General features: G+C 71.3%; 14 protein-coding genes. 7 read left to right on the top strand and 7 right to left on the bottom strand.

Annotated features, from left to right (window positions below):
- The first annotated feature begins 920 nt into the window (after positions 1-920).
- The gene (locus AOM46_RS28315; RefSeq protein WP_062216583.1) at positions 921-2,411 is read left to right on the top strand and encodes an alpha-amylase family protein; all 1,491 of its coding nucleotides are present in this window, start codon (positions 921-923) and stop codon (positions 2,409-2,411) included.
- Between the two features lie 97 nt (positions 2,412-2,508).
- Here AOM46_RS28315 and AOM46_RS28310 read toward each other — a convergent pair whose 3' ends face one another.
- The 3 genes from AOM46_RS28310 to AOM46_RS35680 all read right to left on the bottom strand — a co-directional run bounded on the left by AOM46_RS28310 (position 2,509) and on the right by AOM46_RS35680 (position 5,448).
- Complete coding sequence (locus tag AOM46_RS28310; RefSeq protein WP_078857270.1) at positions 2,509-3,420, bottom strand: SAM-dependent methyltransferase; 912 nt, start codon at positions 3,418-3,420, stop codon at positions 2,509-2,511.
- Positions 3,421-3,534: 114 nt separating this feature from the next.
- Positions 3,535-4,527, bottom strand: coding sequence for an aldo/keto reductase (locus AOM46_RS28305; RefSeq protein ID WP_062216581.1), 993 nt, complete (start codon positions 4,525-4,527; stop codon positions 3,535-3,537).
- Between the two features lie 12 nt (positions 4,528-4,539).
- A complete protein-coding gene (locus AOM46_RS35680; protein ID WP_234314080.1) occupies positions 4,540-5,448 on the bottom strand; it encodes a LuxR C-terminal-related transcriptional regulator in 909 nt (302 codons plus the stop codon).
- A gap of 97 nt (positions 5,449-5,545) precedes the next feature.
- Here AOM46_RS35680 and AOM46_RS28295 point away from each other — a divergent pair, with 97 nt between their 5' ends.
- Complete coding sequence (locus AOM46_RS28295) at positions 5,546-6,436, top strand: SDR family NAD(P)-dependent oxidoreductase (protein WP_062216579.1); 891 nt, start codon at positions 5,546-5,548, stop codon at positions 6,434-6,436.
- A 44-nt stretch (positions 6,437-6,480) separates the two neighbouring features.
- On the opposite strand, the gene AOM46_RS28290 is transcribed toward AOM46_RS28295, so the two are convergent.
- The gene (locus AOM46_RS28290) at positions 6,481-7,134 is read right to left on the bottom strand and encodes a DNA polymerase ligase N-terminal domain-containing protein (protein ID WP_078857269.1); all 654 of its coding nucleotides are present in this window, start codon (positions 7,132-7,134) and stop codon (positions 6,481-6,483) included.
- 187 nt (positions 7,135-7,321) lie between these two features.
- On the opposite strand from AOM46_RS28290, the gene AOM46_RS28285 reads away from it, so the two are divergent.
- Complete coding sequence (locus tag AOM46_RS28285) at positions 7,322-8,290, top strand: UTP--glucose-1-phosphate uridylyltransferase (protein WP_078857268.1); 969 nt, start codon at positions 7,322-7,324, stop codon at positions 8,288-8,290.
- A gap of 44 nt (positions 8,291-8,334) precedes the next feature.
- Here AOM46_RS28285 and AOM46_RS28280 read toward each other — a convergent pair whose 3' ends face one another.
- Positions 8,335-10,926, bottom strand: a complete 2,592-nt coding sequence (locus AOM46_RS28280; RefSeq protein ID WP_234314075.1) for an NACHT domain-containing NTPase — start codon at positions 10,924-10,926, stop codon at positions 8,335-8,337.
- A gap of 378 nt (positions 10,927-11,304) precedes the next feature.
- Here AOM46_RS28280 and AOM46_RS28275 point away from each other — a divergent pair, with 378 nt between their 5' ends.
- Positions 11,305-12,777 carry an MFS transporter gene (locus AOM46_RS28275; RefSeq protein WP_062216575.1) on the top strand — a complete coding sequence of 491 codons (1,473 nt, stop codon included), beginning with the start codon at positions 11,305-11,307 and terminating at the stop codon, positions 12,775-12,777.
- A gap of 51 nt (positions 12,778-12,828) precedes the next feature.
- Positions 12,829-14,310, top strand: a complete 1,482-nt coding sequence (locus AOM46_RS28270) for an MFS transporter (protein WP_078857267.1) — start codon at positions 12,829-12,831, stop codon at positions 14,308-14,310.
- 60 nt (positions 14,311-14,370) lie between these two features.
- Here the strand turns inward: AOM46_RS28270 and AOM46_RS28265 are convergent, their stop codons facing one another.
- Positions 14,371-14,958 carry a bifunctional 4-hydroxy-2-oxoglutarate aldolase/2-dehydro-3-deoxy-phosphogluconate aldolase gene (locus AOM46_RS28265; RefSeq protein WP_062216574.1) on the bottom strand — a complete coding sequence of 196 codons (588 nt, stop codon included), beginning with the start codon at positions 14,956-14,958 and terminating at the stop codon, positions 14,371-14,373.
- A gap of 243 nt (positions 14,959-15,201) precedes the next feature.
- On the opposite strand from AOM46_RS28265, the gene AOM46_RS28260 reads away from it, so the two are divergent.
- Positions 15,202-15,702: a carboxymuconolactone decarboxylase family protein gene (locus AOM46_RS28260; protein ID WP_062216572.1), complete on the top strand. Its 501-nt coding sequence runs from the start codon at positions 15,202-15,204 to the stop codon at positions 15,700-15,702.
- 125 nt (positions 15,703-15,827) lie between these two features.
- A complete protein-coding gene (locus tag AOM46_RS28255) occupies positions 15,828-16,541 on the top strand; it encodes a CatB-related O-acetyltransferase (RefSeq protein ID WP_062216570.1) in 714 nt (237 codons plus the stop codon).
- 57 nt (positions 16,542-16,598) lie between these two features.
- Here the strand turns inward: AOM46_RS28255 and AOM46_RS28250 are convergent, their stop codons facing one another.
- A complete protein-coding gene (locus tag AOM46_RS28250; protein WP_062216568.1) occupies positions 16,599-16,982 on the bottom strand; it encodes a nuclear transport factor 2 family protein in 384 nt (127 codons plus the stop codon).
- Positions 16,983-17,045: the final 63 nt, after the last annotated feature.

The raw sequence follows: 17,045 nt of genomic DNA, 5'->3' as shown, positions 1-17,045 counted from the left end.
CAGTCCGGCGGCGGCGTGGCTGACACTGGTGACCGGATCGGTTCCGGCCGGGGCTCGCGGGTACGTCGGGCCCGTCCGGCTCGGCGGCACTCTCAACACCGGGTGGTGGGCGCCGGGACGCGGCGCTGTCGACCGTTCACGACGGTGGGACGGGCTGGGACGACCCGGCGTAACCGACGGCATCCTCGCCGTCGGGCGGGTGCCGGGCCGAGTCCCGGCCCGGTCGGCGATGCGCCGCTCCTGCCCACGGACACAGCCCCCCCTGCTTGTCCGGCGTGCCCCGTTCACCGGGCAGGCCCTGCCTGTCTCAGGCCCACCGGACGTCGTTCTCCCGACTTCTATGTATGGCAGTGCCGGTACCGAAGGACAAGCAGGGGTGCAGGAAACTGCCAGTGCGGCAGGATTGACGGGGGCGCTTCGGTGGAAGGGGGCGGGCCGGTCCCCGCGGTCGGTGCAGGGGCCTGCCGATTCCGTTCCCGGCTCGGTCGAGGTGTCAACTCCCTTGCCAGCTCCGGAGTTGACGTCCGGCGGGGGTGGCGGCCACGGGTCCGGGTAGCCGGCGGTTGCCGGCCGGTCGGCCGGTCGGGGACGGCCGTCGGGCCCTTGGACCGGGGTGCCGGGGGGCGCCGGGGATGGCAGCACCTGTCCTCCCCTGGAACCGAACCGGCCCCGGCCGGCCGGGGCCCGCCCTGGGCCTCCCCGCTCGTGAAAGAAGTTGCAAGACGACGGGCCCCGAACGGCGGTCCGGGGGTGGCCGGTTCGCTTCCGAGCGGGTGCGTTCCGGTTTCTGTCGCGGTTTCTCCGTGCGCGGACTGTTTACAGCGTCGGTCAACGCTCATACGATGCCGCAAGTTTCTGCATCTTCTTGCAGAACGGCCGCTGGCGCGTGTGGCCTTCCGGAGCAAGTCGAAGGAGCCGTTGTGCGCAGGAAACCCCCACACCCCACCCCGCACCGGACGACCGGGTGGCGGATCGCGTTGCTCGGACTGCCCCTCGCCGGGCTGCTCACCGCCCTGATCCCCGGCAGCGGCATGGCCGCCTCCGGGCCGGCCGCGTCGGGACCGTCCGCGTCCGGGCAGGAAGCCGCGTCCGGGCAGGAGGCGGTGTCCCCCCTCGCCGCCGAGCACGATGTGATCGCCAACCTCTGGGCCTGGAACTGGAGTTCCGTGGCCGCCGAATGCACCGATGTGCTCGCCCCGGCGGGCTACGGCGCGGTGTGGGTTGCACCGCCGCACGAGTCGCTGGCGCATCCGGACGGCGCCTGGTGGGACATCTACCAGCCGTTCAGCTACCAGTTGAGCGGCCGTCTCGGATCCGAGAGCGACTTCGCCGCCATGGTGCGGACCTGCGACGACGCGGGCATCCGGGTCTACACCGACGCGGTGATCAACCACACCGCCGCCATCGGCGGCACCGGCTACGCCGGCACCGTGATCAGCGACAAGTACGAGCCGCCGATGTACTCGCGGGCCGACTACAACGTCGACATCTGCGACCGGGAGATCAGCGACTACAACGACACCTGGGAGGTGCAGAACTGCGAGCTGCTGGGACTGCCCGACCTGAAGACCAGCAGCCCGTATGTGCGCGAGCAGATCGTCGGCTACCTCAACTCCCAGATAGCCCTGGGTGTCTCCGGCTTCCGGGTGGACGCGTCCAAGCACATGCCGGCCGAGGATCTGGAGGCGATCATCGGCGCGCTGGACTCCACGGCCGACGGTGAGCGGCCGTTCGTCTTCCACGAGGTGTTCCCCGGCCCGACGCCCCCGGCTGAGGACTACTTCGGCAGCGGCCGGGTGCTGGACTTCTCCATGGGCGACCAGCTCAAGGGCGCCTTCGAGGGCGATATCGCCCAGCTGACCGACTTCGGCGGCGGGCTGCTGCCGGCCGACAACTCCGTCGCCTTTGTCACCAACCACGACACCGAGCGCGACGGCCGCCACCTCACCTACCGGGACGGCGACACGGCCGTGCTCGCCAACGTCTTCCAGCTGGCCTGGTCGGACGCGCCCCCCACGGTCTACTCGGGCTTCGAGTACGGCGACCGGGACGATTCGCCGCCCGCCGACGGCAGCGGCTTTGTGACCGGGACCGACTGCGACAACGGCTGGTACTGCCTGGACCGTGACCCCCGGATCACCGGTGCCGTCGGCTGGCGCAACGCGGTGGCCGGCAGCGAGGTCGGGGAGATCCAGTCCCCGCGGCAGAACGTGATCGGTTTCGACCGGGGCGCGGGTCTGGTCGCCATCAACAACTCCGGGGAGTCGGTCAGCGTCCAGCTCGGCACCCAGCTGCCCGACGGCCAGTACTGCGACCTGCTCAGCGACTGTGCCACCGAGGTGACCGTGTCCGGCGGTCAGGCGACGGTGGAACTGCCGGCGAAGTCGGCGGTCGCCGTGCACGCCGGCTGAGCCGGATCGGCCGTGCACGCCGTGCACGCCGGGTAGGCCGACGGCGTTCCCGAAGGTCCCGTCCCCGAGCTTCCCCCGGGGGCGGGACCATCGCGGCTCAGCGCTTGATGCCCATCCCGCCGATCATCAACAGGCCGCTGTGGTCCAGCGGTTCGGGGACCGGGCCGTCCGGGCGCCAGTGCGGAAGCGGCACCAGGCCCGGCTCCAGCAGCTCCAGGCCGTCGAAGTAGCGGGTGATCTCCTCCCGGCTGCGCAGCTGCCCCCGGCCCAGCGACTGGACCAGAACGTTCTGCAACGCCCGTGCCTCGGGGAAGGAGTTGCAGAAGTGGGTGACAAAGAGATGGCTGCCCGGGGCCAGCCGGGACTTGTACGCCTCGACCAGCCCGGCCGGGTCCTCCTCGTCCAGGAGGTGGTGGAGCACGGCCACCATCAGCAGGCCGATGGGCCGGGAGAAGTCCAGAAACCCGTCCACCTCTGGGTGGTTGAGGATCTCGTCGACATCCAGGATGTTGGCGGTCAGCACCTTGGTGCAGTTGTTCTTGGCCAACAGCGCCCGGCCGTGCGAGAGCACGATCGGATCGTTGTCGACATAGACCACCCGGGCCTCCGGAATGATCGCCTGGGCCACCTGATGGGTGTTCTGCGCCGAGGGGAGCCCGGAGCCCAGGTCGAGAAACTGGTCGATGCCCTGCTCCGCGAGGTAACGAACGCCCCGGATCAGCAGATCGCGGTTGACACGGGCGCTGTCCACCCCGGCGGCCGAGACCCGGCGCCCCTCGGCGATCACCGCCGCGTCCACGGCGTAGTGGTCCTTGCCGCCGATCGCCGCGTCGTAGACCCGGGCGATGCTGGGCTTGCTGGTGTCGATCTCCACCGGCTCCTGGCCCGGCCGCGGGGTGGCCCAGCTCCAGTCCGATGACGAGGTGGCCTCGGGGGCCGGAGTCGCTGCCGATATCCCGGCCGGCGCCTCGCCGTTCTGCCCGGAGCCGTCGTTGATCTGGTCCGCCATGGTGGGCCCACTCTTTTCCACTGTCGAGTCAGCTTCCCGAGCAGTCTCTCATGAGGGCGACGGGCCGCCCCGGGGTCAGGGGCCGGCCCGTCGCCGTGCTCACGGGTGCCGCGCTCACGGCGTCGAGCGGCCCAGCAGTCCCTCGATCTCCGCCAGTTGACCCTCCGTCAGCGGACCGAAGCGCAGCGCGCCCGCGTTCTGCTCCGCCTGTTCCACGGTGCGGATCCCGGGGATCGGCACGGTGTGCGGGCTGCGGGCCCACAGCCAGGCCAGCGCGCCCTGGGCGGGGGTGCGCCCCTCGCTGGTGAGGAGGGAGCGGACCGCGTCGAACCGCCGCTGCCACTCGGGCGCCACCCGGCCGTCCCGGAAGAGGGTCAGCCACTCGGGCGGGGTGGCACGGATGTCGCCGGGCCGCAGACCACCGGCGGCGGCGTACTTTCCGGTGAGCACTCCCATGGCCAGCGGGCCCCGATTGATGGCTGCCAGGTTGAGTTCCGCACAGAGAGCAAGCATCTCCGGGGCATCCTGCAGCACATTGCAGTTGACCTGAACGCTCGCGCAGTGCGGCCCCTCGGCGAACAGCCGGGCGCGCTCGGGATCGTCAGTCGACCAGCCGTAGGCGCGGATCAGACCCTCGGCGACCAACTCCTCACAGGCGTCCCGCAGCGCGGCGCCGTCCGACAACGGAGCCTGGTTCACGTGTAGTTGGAACAGATCGAGATAGTCGGTGCCCAGCCGGCCCAGGGTCGCGGTGAGGGCTTCCCTGGCGTGCTCGGGCCGCAGGTCGGGCTCGTCGGCGCTGGTCCTGGTGGCCTCGTCGACGACATTGCCCCATTTGGAGGCCAGCACCACGGCATCCCGCCGGCCGGCGACCGCTCGTCCCAGCACCCTCTCACTGTGCCCGGCACCGTACGCGTTCGCTGTGTCGAAGAACGTGATGCCGAGATCCAGTGCCCGGTGGATGGCACGCACCGAGACCTCGTCGTCGACCGGTCCCCAACCGAGCGGTTCGCCCTGCCGGTTCTGCCATTCGCCGCCGATCGCCCAGCAGCCGAAGCCCAGCGCACTGACCTCTATACCGCTTCGTCCTAGTTTCCGGGTATCCATGACGGCAGTCCCTCACTTGGAGTGCTCTCCATGACCAGGGCTGATCGCGGAGGGTTGTTCTCCGACCGGGGTGGTGCCGGAAGCGGTCGCGGTAGCGAGAGCGCCCCAGCGCACCGCCAGTTGGGTGCGGGTGGCCGAGCCGGTCTTGGCCAGCGCGCGCCCCAGATGCTTCTTCACCGTGGTCACCCCGACGAAGAGCCGGGCCGCGATCTGCTGGTTGGTGAGCCCGCGCGCGGCCAGATCGGCGACCTCGCGTTCCCTCGGCGTCAGCGCGAGATGCCGCCCGGCCTCGGCCGACAGCCGGTCACGGGCGAGGAGTTGGCGGGCCAGCGGGGCCAGATGACGGCTCAGCGCCCGCATCACGGCGATATCGCGGGCCGGGATCCGCCGCGCGCCCCGCACCAGGGCGCCGACATAGAACGCGCCCTCCTCGCCGGCGTCGATCATCATCCCGACCTTGTCCCGCACCCCGTGCGGGCGCAGAAACTCGTCGACAAAGGCGGCCTGGCGCGGATCGCGTTCGGGCTCCAGCTCGCGCAGCGTCACCACGGAGCGCTCGGTGAGCAGCCCCCAGGCGTGCGGGGAGAGAAAGGGATCGTCGGCGATCCAGCGCCTGGCGTACTCGTCCAGAAACGTTCGGGAGTAGCCACTCTTGATCCCATGGCCCCCGCGGAGCGCGGCGCCGATGCTCGGGCCGTGCAGCACCACCACGCTCGGATAGCCGAACCACTCCTCCAGGGCATGCAGCAACTCCGCGCGGAACGTGGGCAGATCGGGCGCCCGGTCCACCGCCTCGACCACGCCGAAGAGCCGGCGGTAGTCCTCCGGCGGCAACGGCTCTCCGGCGGGCAGGGGGCGGGGCCCCGAACTCCGTGAGGCCACGGCCAGGGTGGCGGCACGCGGCGGGGGGTATCGCTCCACGGTCCCGTTATAGGACGCGGCTCGCGTTCGAACAAGGCCGATACGTTCCACCTTTGGCCCATGTCCTGGCACCCTCCCGCCGCGACAGGGTCGTTCCATGACTGCTTCTTCTTCTGTTTCTTCCGCCTCTGCTTCTTCCGCGGGTTCGGACGCCGCCCGCCGGCACTGGTTCGTCACCGGCGCCAACAGCGGCCTCGGCGCCGCCTTTGTCGATGCCGCGCTCGCCGCCGGCGACCGGGTGACGGCGGCGGTGCGCCGCCCCGAGACCATGGCGAAGAAGGCGGCCGACCACCCCGAGCTGCTGACCGTGGTACGGCTGGAGGTGACCGACGCGGACGGCTGCGCCACCGCCGTGCACGACGCGGAGGCGGTGGGCGGCCCGATCGACGTGCTGGTGAACAACGCCGGATTCGGCACCGTGGGCGCCGTCGAGGAGACCGGCGAGGACGAACTCCGCCGCGTGCTCGATGTGATGTTCCATGCCCCGCTCCGGCTGACCCGGCTGGTGCTGCCCGGCATGCGCCGCCGGCGCTCGGGCACCGTTGTGCAGGTCAGCAGCATGGGCGGACTGCTGTCCTTCGCCGGCGTCGGCGCCTACTGCGCGGCCAAGGGCGCGCTGGAGCTGGCGAGCGAGGCACTGAGCGAGGAGGTGCGGCCCCTGGGCGTTCGGGTGCTGATCGTCGAACCCGGCGCCTTCCGCACCGCGTTCAACGGCGCCATCTCGACGCCGCCGCCGCTGCCCGACTACGCGGCGACGGTCGGCCCGCTGCGCGAGAGCCTGCCGGGAGCCCTGGACGGGCAACAGCCGGGCGATCCCCGGAAGGCCGCCGACGCCCTGCTCGCCGTGCTGGGACTGCCGGACCCGCCCCTGCGGTTGGCGCTGGGCGATGACGCCTTCGAGGCGATCCGCGCCAAACTCGCCGCCGTCGAGGCCGATCTGGCGGCCACCGAACATCTCGGCACCGGAGCGGCCATCAACTTCCCCTGAGGCGGCCTCCCCTGAGGCGGCCCGCCCGCACCGGCACGCGGCGGCTACCCGGCGTCGGCCGCCGTCTGCCGCAGCGTCCGGCCGGTGCGGGCCGAGCGGGCGCGCTTCGGATCGGGGGTGCCACGGGGGTCGGCGCCCGTGTCGTCGCGCTTGACCAACAGCCAGGCACCGGCACGGAAACGGGTGAGGGCGAAGCCGCCGCGCAGCTTGCGGCCGTCGAGCCGGAACGAGAGATGGCCCCGCTCCAGCGCCTCGGTCACCGACCGCCCGCGCTCCTGCCGCCAGGTGCCCTCGTCCCAGATGATCACCGTGCCGGCGCCGTACTCGCCCTCCGCGATGGTGCCCTCGAAGTCGCGGTAGGCGAGGGGATGGTCCTCGGTCGGCATCGCCAGCCGTTTGTCCTGCGGATCGGTGGACGGGCCCTTGGGAACGGCCCAGGATTTCAGCACGCCTTCCGCCTCCAGACGGAAATCGAAATGCATGCTGCTGGCATCGTGGATCTGCACCACAAAACGCGCCGCCGCGCCGTCCGGCGACGATTGTGCTTCCGGTTCCGAGGTGCGGGAGAAATCGCGCCGCTCGCGATAGGCGCCCAACGCGTCGCGAGCGGCGGGGCCACTCGGGTGACGGGGACCGCCCCGCGCGGCACGTGGCCCGTCGCCGCGCCCCTGGTCGGCGCGGTGATCTCCACGACGCATGGCGTTCGCCTTTTCCCGCACCTTCTCATGCTGGCAGAGCCGGGCAGTCCGCGCATTCCGAGCGGGGAAGGTGAACACGAGGTTTCCCGAGACGCTTCTCAAGATGCCGTTCCGGTGGGCCTTGGTAGCGTCGGTGTTGCCCGCCGTCGCGCGGTGCCCGACTTCGGCTCCGAAGGGTTCCCTCACCATGACCAGAATTCGTAAGGCCGTCATTCCCGCGGCCGGCCTCGGCACCCGACTGCTGCCGCTGACCCGTGCCCTGCCCAAGGAGATGTTGCCGATCGGCGACAAGCCGGTGATCGAGCACACGGTAAGGGAGTTGGTCGCCTCGGACATCGAGGAGATCATCATCGTCACCAGCGGCAGCAAGGATCTGATCCAGGAGCACTTCCGCCCGAATCCCGGGCTGGTGGCGCAGCTTCGGGAGGCCGGAAAGCACGATCACGCCGAGAGCGTGCAGGAGGTCTCGGAACTCGCGCACATCACCTACATCTATCAGAACGGCCCCTATGGCAATGGCACCCCGGTGTTGAACGCCTATCGCATTCTCGGCGAGGAGCCGATTCTTGTCCTGTGGCCCGATGATGTGTTCGTCTCCGAGGTGCCGCGTGCCCAGCAGTTGATGGCCGCCTATGACACCACCGACGCCCCCGTGCTGGCCCTGATGCCCATGGACCCGGCCGAGTCAGGGCGTTATGGGGTGCCCATTGTCAAGGAGGATCTGGGCAATGGCTGTATGGCCATCGGCGGCCTGGTGGAAAAGCCGGAGCCACGTAACGCGCCATCGCCTTTCGCGGCCATCGGCGGCTATGTGATCACCCCGGGGGTGATCGCCGAGTTGGAGGAACAGACCCGCCGTTGGTACGACCGTCCGGACGGCGAGATCTATCTCACCGACGCGCTCAACGCCCATGCCGCCGAACACCCGGTGTACGGGCAGGTCATCAACGGCACCTGGTACGACACCGGCACGCCCGAGGCCTATCTGAAGGCGCAGTTCGCGGCGGCGCTCTCCGATCCGACCTATGGCCCGTCGCTCTATCAGCTGGCCGACGACCTGCGCGCCGCGACGTCCGGGGAGACCGGCCCCGACGGGCGGCCGATCGGGGCGACACCGGCCTCGTTCCCCGGCTGGGCGGGCCGCTGGTCCTCCTGAACCCGCCGCGGTGACCCCCGTTGTGGCTGTGGCTGTTGCTATGGCTAGCCCAGGACGGGCGCGGCGGACAGCTCCTGGCCGAGGTCCTGTCCCGCGAGGGAGAGCGATTCGTGGACCTCGACACGGACATGGCGCGGCAGGGCGTCCTCGCCGAGCAGCGCCGTGGCCGGCGAGACATGGAGTGAGCGCAACGAGGGCAGTTCGGCGAACTCACCGAGATCGAGCAGGGCGGTCGCCGGCCCGACGGTGATCTGGTGGACATCGCGGAAGCAGGACAGCGCGGCCGCGTCCAGCTCCGTCTCGGCGGTCAGCCGCAGATGGGTGACCCGGCGGGCGTGGCACAGCGGCGCGCACTCCTGGAGCGGGAACCCGCCGGTGACCGCGATCCGGTGGCGCCCGCCGTGGGCCGCCAGGGCGCGCACCTGCGCCGGATGCGAGACAGGGAAGTAGAGGTCCCCGTCGTCGACCTGGGAGACCACCTCGGCCGCGTACCGCACCGTGTCGAAGCGGCTCCAGGACCGCACCAGCAGCTCCCGCACCCGGGGATCGGCGGTCAGACAGTACTGGGCGAGCACGGGGATCGCGGCGTCGGTGGCGATCCCGGCCGCCGTCAGCACGGTGTGGTAGCACTCCTCGACGGTCAACCCCTCGGGCCCCGGGAGGAGTTCGAGGGCCACCGGGCCGACCTCGATCATCGCCCTGGCCTGGTCCCTGGAGCGCGGCGGGATCAGCGCGGCAGCACGTTGCTGAACCTCACGGTGCACGGTGGGGTCCAGTTCGGTGGCGTGCTCCAGACAGGTCGCCGCCAGCAGATGGAGCCGGTGGCCCGGGTCGGGCCCCTCGTCGCCCCGGTTCAGCAGCGACGTCAGCAGCTTGGCGCGTTCGGCCGGCCGGGCGTGGGCGATGGACATGCGGATGACGTCCTCCCACTGGTCCAGGTGCGCGTTGCTGACCAGCACATCGAAGTCCAGCTCCTCCACGGCGGCCTTGGCGCCGAGATAGTCCTGGAAGGTGCGGTGGATGAAGTCCACCGTGCTGACGCTCGGCGCCCGCAACAGACCGCTGCGGTTGAGGAGATGACGGAAGATCGTCTCGCTGTCCGACCGTTCGGCCAGCACCGGCAGCGCCGGGAGGGCACGGTCGAGAAGCGTCACCGCGTCCGCGTGGTCCATCTCCGAACGCTCGTTGCGGATCATCCAGTAGGCGAGCCGCTGGAGCAGCTGGATCTGGTGCGCCTCGCTGATCACCAGCCGTTCGGGGGCGACGATGCCACGCTCCCGGTCCCGGCGCGCCAGCAGCATGGAGAGCGCGGCGCTGTACAACTCCATGCGCCCGTTGGGCAGATAGCCGCGCCGCTCCTGGTGGAGCGCGCAGATCAACGCGCACATCAGCGGGTTGGTCGCCAGCCGGCCGAGATCCTGCTTTCGGCGCAGCGCCTGGAGCAGCGAATGCGCCAGGGCGTCCCCGGCGCCGGCGGCGACATGCCAACGGCGCACGAACGCCCCCACGTTGTCCGGGCTCATCGGCGCCAGATCCAGCTCGGTGAACTCCTCGCCGGCCAGCCAGTCGTCCCGCACGGCGGAGGGGCGCGAGGTCACCAGCCAGCGGTTCCTCGGATAGCCGAGCAGTAGATCGCGGAGCCAGGTGCGGACCTGGAGCCGTTCGTGCTCCGGGATCTCGTCGATCCCGTCGACCAGCAACAGGCCGCGTCCCTCGCTCAGTACGCGATGGGCCCAGCCGGTCGGCTGTTCACCGGCGATCGTGCAGCCCACCGCGTCGAGAAACCGGTCCGGGCCCGGCAGCGCGGCGCCGGACGCGCGGGTCAGCGTGCGCAGCGGCAGCACAAAGGGCACCAGACCGTAGAGATCGAGCAGCTGATCGCCGGTCTTGCGCCCCGCCGTCGTCACCGCGAGCCACTGGATCAGCGTCGTCTTGCCCGAGCCGGCGACGCCCCGCAGCAGCACCCGGTCGCGCCCGGAGAGCACCTGCTCGGCCGGCATCAGCCCCGGCCCCGGGCCCGGCGCACGGGTACTCGCCTCCAGGCTCAGATAGGCGCTGTCCAACGGCCAGCTGTGCGGGGAATGCACCAGATCGAGCCCGAACACATTCAACTCGCTGTGCTTGTCCGCCATATAGGACAGATAGCGACTTTCGTAGGGAGTGTCCGCCGGGGCCGGGGTGCGGGAGATCAGCCGGTCGATCGTCTCGGAAAGCTCGGCGATCTGACGGCTGTGCTCCACCAGAGTTCTGGGCACAAAGCTGGACCGCTGGGTGAAGAAATGCAGGATATGCAGACAGGCCGTTTCCAGAATGCGTTCGTGGAGCAGTACGGCGTCCGTCGAGAGGCCGATGGTGGCGCTGGGGGACTCGCGGAGCAGCGCCCTGGCCAGCGCGCGATGGCCGAGCCGGACCGCCTGCACATCGTCCATGGTCAGATCGCCCAACGCGCGGAGGGAGTTGGCCACCGCGTTGCCCAGGGCGTTCAGCTCGTAGGAGGGGAGCTGTTCGTACAGCCCGGTGGCCGTCGCCGCCCGGTCGACCAGCTTTTCGGCGATGCGGGTGAAGTCCGCGTCCGTCAGGGTGCGCTTCTCTCCCTTGAAGGAGACCAGCGCGCTGATTCGAACCGGGTGCTGCACCAGATCGGCGCCCACCCCTTCGGTTCGAAATAGATTGCGAATAAGTGGTGCGACAAGATTCGACGTGAGGCGAACCCCGATGACTGCCGGGTCCACGTACTCCCCATGGTGTGTGGGCACTTGGTGGTTCTCTGGAGGCGACAGCGTAGACGGGGCCGTGGAGACGCGCGGGCGAATGCGGGGATTGCCTCCGCGCATGTGCACGGGGCATGCGGGGGCGCTCCCGGGAGCGCGCGGCCGGCGTGCGCCGGGAGGGCACCGGTGGTGCCATGGGCGGGACGGCCAGCCGAGGCGGCTGACGCGGTCGGCGTTCCCGCTGACGTGGTCGGCGTTCCTGCTGACGCGGTCGGCGCGGCGGCGACCAGGAAGGAGCGGACCATGGCGAACGTGCCCCCCGCCGGTGAGCTGGCGGTGGCCAGCGCGGCCGGCCGCTGGGTACTGGCCTGCGCCGTGCTGGGATCGGGGCTGGCCATGCTCGACGGCACGATCGTCACCGTGGCGCTCCCGCATATCGGCGCCGACCTGGACGTTCCGCTGTCCTCCCTGCAGTGGACGCTCAACGCCTACATGCTCACGCTGTCCGCTTTGATCCTGCTCGGCGGTGGCCTCGGGGACCGCTTCGGGCGGCGTCGGGTCTTCCTCTGGGGCGTCGGCTGGTTCGCGCTGGCCTCGCTGCTCTGCGGGATCGCGCCCAACGGGCCGGCGCTGATCGCCGCCCGAGCCCTGCAGGGGATGGGCGGGGCGCTGCTGACCCCCGGCTCGCTGGCCCTGATCCAGTCCTCGTTCCGGCAGCGCGACCGGGCCAGGGCGGTGGGCCTGTGGTCCGGGCTCGGCGGGGTGGCCACCGCGGGCGGTCCCTTCCTCGGCGGCTGGCTGGTGGACGGCCCGGGCTGGCGGTGGATCTTCCTGATCAACGCCCCGTTCGCCCTGCTGATCGCGCTGTTGGCGCGGCGGGTCCCGGAGAGCCGGGACTGGGAGGCCGGCGGACGATTCGACGTGCCGGGCGCGGTGCTGGGCGCGCTGGCGCTGGGCGGACTCACCTACGCCCTGATCGACGGCGTCCCCTGGCCGCTGCTGGTCGGGGTTCCGCTGGCCGTCGCCTTTGTGGCCCGGGAGCGCCGTGCTCGCCATCCGATGCTGCCCCTGACGGTGTTCCGGTCCCGGCTTTTCAGCGCCACCAATCTGGTGACGCTCTGCCTCTATGCCGCGTTGGGAGGCATCTTCTTCCTGCTGCCCACCCAGCTGCAGAACGGACTCGGCTATGACGCGCTGACCGCCGGGGTCGCCTCGCTGCCGACCACCCTGCTGCTGATCGCGCTGTCGGGACCGGCGGGCGAACTGGCGCAGCGGATCGGGCCCCGGCTGCCGTTGACGCTCGGCCCGCTGGTCGCCGCCGTCGGGCTGGTGCTGATGCGTCGGGTGAGCCCGGGGAGTTCCTACTGGCCGGACGTGTTCCCGGCGCTGGTCGTCCAGGGGCTCGGCATCAGCCTCTTTGTCGCGCCGCTGACCGCCACCGTGCTCGCGTCCGTGGACGACCGCAGGGCCGGCATCGCCAGCGGGGTGAACAACGCGGCGGCGCGGGTCGCCCAACTGCTGGCCGTGGCGGCGTTGCCGCTGCTCGTCGGGCTGTCGACGCGCGACTACCGGTCGGCCGAGGCGCTGAACGTGGCGTTCGGCCGCGCGGTGCTGGTCTGCGCCGGGCTGATGGCGCTGGGCGCACTGCTGGCCTGGTGCACCGTCCCCGGAGGGCTGCCGCGCGCGGAGGCGCCCAGGCCGCAGTGCACCAGGCACGGGCATGTCACGGCGCCCCCGCTGGAGCCGGGGCGGGACGAGCGGGGGGCCGGGGGCTGACCGGGACGGGACGAACGGGGGGGCCGGGGGAGAGGAGGAGATAGTGACATCATGAGCACGCCATCACCCGAACGGCAGGACCCCCGCCCCTCGGCCTCGGCCTCAGCGGCGGACGGCGGCGGGCCGCCGGAGGCCGGGGCCGTTGACGTGGGCGTCGGATCTGGCGTCGGACCTGGCGTCGGACGTGGTCCCGGGTCTGGCGTCGGGCGTGATCCCGGGCCTGATGTCGGGCTCTGGAGCCGCAACTTCACCCTGTTCTTCACGGCCCGGACGGTCGCCAAGCTCGGCGATCTGATGCTGCCCGTGGCGCTGGCCGCCGGACTGGTGCGGGAGGGCGGCGGAGCGGGCGCGGTCGGCGCGGCGATGGCGTCGTTCACCGCCAGCTTCGCCGGACTGGTGATCTTCGGAGGGGTCTTCGCCGACCGCTTCGACACCAGAAGGCTGATGATCGGCTCCGACCTGGTGCGCGTCATCACCCAGACGATCACCGCGGTTCTGTTCCTGACCGGCCATGTCGCTCTCTGGAGCATCTGCCTGATCGGCGTGATCAACGGGGTGTGCGCCGCGATGTTCCAACCCGGTGTCGCCAGCACCGTCCCCCTGATCGCGCGCGATGTGCAGGCCGCCAACGCCGCCGTGCGCACGGCGGAGTCCGGCATGGCGGTGCTGGGCCCCGCCACCGCCGGCGTGCTGGTCGGACTCACCTCGGCGGGCGGCGTCTTCGCCGTGCACGCCGGCACCTACCTGGTCAGCGCGCTCTGCCTGATCGCGCTGCGACTGCCACGCGGACCCCGGACGTCGTCGGCGCCGGGCGGCGACCGCACGGCGTTCCGGGCCGATCTGGTCGAGGGCTGGCGGGAGTTCGCCGCACGTCGCTGGATGTGGGGGGTGATCGTGATCTGGATGGTTTTCATGGCCGCGGCCTGGGGCCCCTCGGTGCCGCTGGCGGCGACCGAGATCATCAACGAACACGGCGAGCGCGTCTATGGCCTGATCAACTCGGGCCTGGGCGTGGGCATGGTGCTGGGGGGCCTGCTGGCCCTGCGGATCAGACCGGTCCGCCCGCTGCGCGCCGGCGCCGTCGCGCTGTTCGGCTTCGTCCCGCAACCGGTCGCCATCGGAGCCGCCCTGCCGGTGCCGCTGATCACCGGCGCCTCGGTGCTGGCGGGGGCGGCGCTGGCGTTCTGGGGCGTGATGTGGGCGACCAGCGTGCAGACCCAGGTGCCGGGCGCGGTGCTCAACCGCATCCACGCGTACGAGGTGGCCGGCTCGCTGGTGATGCTGCCGGTCGGACAGGCCCTCGCCGGGCCGGCGGCCGGCCTGTTCGGCGCCCAACAGGTGCTGCTGGCCGGGGGATTCGTCTCCCTGGCGGTGTGCGTGGCGCTGCTGAGCGTGTCGGCGATACGGGGGCTGCGCCGGGTGGACGCGCCCCCTGACCTGCGCGGCGCACCCCGACACGGGCCCGCCGCCCGGCCATGTGACGCCCGGCCAAGTGACGAACGGCCATGTGACGACCGGCTCGCCGAGAGCTGAACGGGCCCCCGCCGCCCGTCCGCCCGCCGCCCGCCCGTCGCCTGGGGGCCTCGGGCCGGCTCAGCCGGCGCGGAAGACGTCGGCCAACTCGTCCGGATCCTCGGGGAGTCCGGAGCCGATGCCCACGGCCAGCGCACCGGCCTTCAGATAGGAGGGGGCCTCCGCCAGGGAGATCCCGCCGGTCGGGATCAGCACGGCGTCGGGCAGTACGGCGCGCAGCGAGGAGAGGAACCTCGGGCCACCGACATGGGCGGGGAAGACCTTGGCGGGGCCCCGGCCGGCCGCGTCGGCGATCTCGCCGGGCGTGAAGCCGCCCTCGATCAGCACCACGCCGGCCTCGGCGGCCACCGGGCGCACGGCGGGCGCGGGGAACGGCGTCACCAGGAAGTCCGCCCCGGCGCGCACGGCCGACTCGGCCTGCTCGGCCGTGCTGATGGTGCCCACGCCCAACAGGCCCCGGCCCTCGGCCTTCAGCGCGGCGAGCGCTTCGGCCCAGTCGGGGGTGGAGGTGGTCAACTCCACCGCCCGGCACCCCGCGTCCAGCAGGCGCCTGGTCCGATCGGCCGCCGCCGCAGGGTCGGCGGAGCGCAGCACGGGCAACAGCCGCTGGGCGGCCAGGGCGTTGAGCAGGCGGTCGGTCGCGTCCATCGTGTCCCCAGGCGAAGTGCTACGGCGGTCGACGCCACGTGGTGGTCGCGGCGCCGGGCGGTGCGAAAACGCGGCAACGTTAGGAGCGCGGCGGGCCTATGTCAACGTCCCCCTCGCCGGTCGCCCGCTCGGCCGCCCGGTGGAACAGACCCTGGTCGCGGCCCCTTGCCCGGCGAACTGGCCCACGATCTACGAGCCGAAGTGGACCAAGCCATGGGCCGCATCTGCTCCTAACCTGGACTCATGACGCACACCGACACCACTGGCACCACCAGCACCACCGACACCACCGGGCGGCGGATCGACTTCGCGCGGAGTCTGCCCAAGGCCCGCCAGGCACTTGTCCAGTTGGGGATGGCGGCTCGGACGAGCCTGGACGCCACCCTGATCGAGTTGGTTCAGATACGTGCCTCCCAGATCAACGGCTGTGCCTACTGCCTCTATCTGCACACCACCGACGCGGGCAAGGCCGGGGAGTCCCCGGAACGACTCGCCCTGGTGGCGACCTGGCGGGACGCCGGCCGCTTCTTCACCGAGCGGGAGCGGGCCGCGCTGGCCTTCACCGAGTCCGTCACCCGCCTGGACGACGGGGTGCCGGACGCGGTCTACGCCGAGACGGCCAGGCACTTCGACGAGGACGAACTGGCTCAGCTTCTCGCCCTGGTGGTGTCCATCAACGCATGGAACCGGGTGGCCATCGCCACGTCCAAGGAGGCCGGGCTGGACGACCGTCGCGCGCCCTGACGGATCACCGCGACGGATAGCCGCGACGGATCGCCACGAGGGATCGCTCAGCGGCGTCCCGCCCTTCGGAACCGGCACCGTACGCATCTCAACACCGGGGGCATTGGCTTGTTAACGTCACACGGGTGATCACCAACTCCATCAACTTCGCCGACTACAACGAGGTTCAGCGTCTCGACACCGACCCGGAAGTGGCCGAGCACGCGCTGATCGCGCTGGCCGACGGCCGGCACTCCTGGTACAGCGGGTTCCACCACGGGGAGAGCTTCGCCCGCCGGGTCCGCTATGCGTCGGCCGACCGTGAGGTGCACCGTGGTCAGCGGCTCGACAAGCTGGTCCTGGGCAACTTCTGTCAGTTCGCCTCCGGGGTCTCCTTTCTGCTCGGCGGCAATCACGGGCACGACATGACCGCCGTGACGCCCTATCCCTTCAACTTCTTTCCGGACGCCGCCGATGCCTGGGCGCCCGCCGGGGACACCGTGATCGGCCACGAGGTGTGGATGGGCTACGAGGCCGTGGTGATGCCCGGGGTGCGGATAGGCACCGGCGCGGTCATCGGCGCCCGGGCCGTGGTCACCAAGGACGTGCCGCCCTATGCCGTGGTGGTCGGCGACAACCGGGTGGTGCGCCACCGGTTCGACTCGCACACCCGCAAACTGCTCTGGCGGATCGCCTGGTGGGAATGGCCCGACGAACGCATCGCCGACGCCCTCCCGTTGCTCCAGGGGCACGATGTGCCGGCCCTCGCCCGCTACGCCGGGGTGGACCCCGGCCGCGTGATCGCCGATCCGGACCCCGGGCTGCTCCGTGGCACCCGCGAGCGGCCCGACGCCCGCTGACCTGGGCGGCCCTCCCGCCCCCGGAAGCGGCGCGCCGCCCCTCGCCGCTGGCGTGTCTCATTCGCGCCAGCTGCCCGTCCAGTCGTAGAGCGGTGCGGAGGTCTCGTACTCCCGCAGACGGCTGATCCGTCCGCCTCGGAGCCGGGCGACGGTGGCGCCCTCGAAGGAGGCCGCCGAGCCCTGCCAGGTGCAGGAGAAACGCCATTCGGCGACCACCAGCTCGCCGGCCACTCCCTCCGAAGTGATCTCCCAGCCGTCCACCGTGCCACCGGCGGCAAGCCAGGCGCGCATCCACTGCTCCACCCGAGGAAGGCCCCGATACACCGGGCCATAGCACTCCACCACCACGCAGTCATCCGTCAACTCCCCAAGCACCGCCGCCACATCGTGGCGGCGCCAGCCGTCGATATAGGCCCTCAGCGGGCTTCTCTCGGTCACCATGCGTAGCAGTGTGTCAGAGGGGTCTGACATTCTCGTCACTGAGAGTCATGGAGGGGGTGTTCT

The organism is Streptomyces sp. NBRC 109706 (genome assembly GCF_000974485.1).
Lineage (GTDB): Bacteria > Actinomycetota > Actinomycetes > Streptomycetales > Streptomycetaceae > Streptomyces.
This window is presented reverse-complemented; position numbering and strand designations above follow the sequence as displayed.

What these genes read in the sequence shown, in the direction of transcription:
- AOM46_RS28310 (WP_078857270.1), bottom strand. Translation starts at nt 3,420, where the DNA reads ATGGCGGACCAGATCAACGACGGCTCCGGGCAGAACGGCGAGGCGCCG.
- AOM46_RS28305 (WP_062216581.1), bottom strand. Translation starts at nt 4,527, where the DNA reads ATGGATACCCGGAAACTAGGACGAAGCGGTATAGAGGTCAGTGCGCTG.
- AOM46_RS28295 (WP_062216579.1), top strand. Translation starts at nt 5,546, where the DNA reads ATGACTGCTTCTTCTTCTGTTTCTTCCGCCTCTGCTTCTTCCGCGGGT.
- AOM46_RS28290 (WP_078857269.1), bottom strand. Translation starts at nt 7,134, where the DNA reads ATGCGTCGTGGAGATCACCGCGCCGACCAGGGGCGCGGCGACGGGCCA.
- AOM46_RS28285 (WP_078857268.1), top strand. Translation starts at nt 7,322, where the DNA reads ATGACCAGAATTCGTAAGGCCGTCATTCCCGCGGCCGGCCTCGGCACC.
- AOM46_RS28275 (WP_062216575.1), top strand. Translation starts at nt 11,305, where the DNA reads ATGGCGAACGTGCCCCCCGCCGGTGAGCTGGCGGTGGCCAGCGCGGCC.
- AOM46_RS28270 (WP_078857267.1), top strand. Translation starts at nt 12,829, where the DNA reads ATGAGCACGCCATCACCCGAACGGCAGGACCCCCGCCCCTCGGCCTCG.
- AOM46_RS28265 (WP_062216574.1), bottom strand. Translation starts at nt 14,958, where the DNA reads ATGGACGCGACCGACCGCCTGCTCAACGCCCTGGCCGCCCAGCGGCTG.
- AOM46_RS28260 (WP_062216572.1), top strand. Translation starts at nt 15,202, where the DNA reads ATGACGCACACCGACACCACTGGCACCACCAGCACCACCGACACCACC.
- AOM46_RS28250 (WP_062216568.1), bottom strand. Translation starts at nt 16,982, where the DNA reads ATGGTGACCGAGAGAAGCCCGCTGAGGGCCTATATCGACGGCTGGCGC.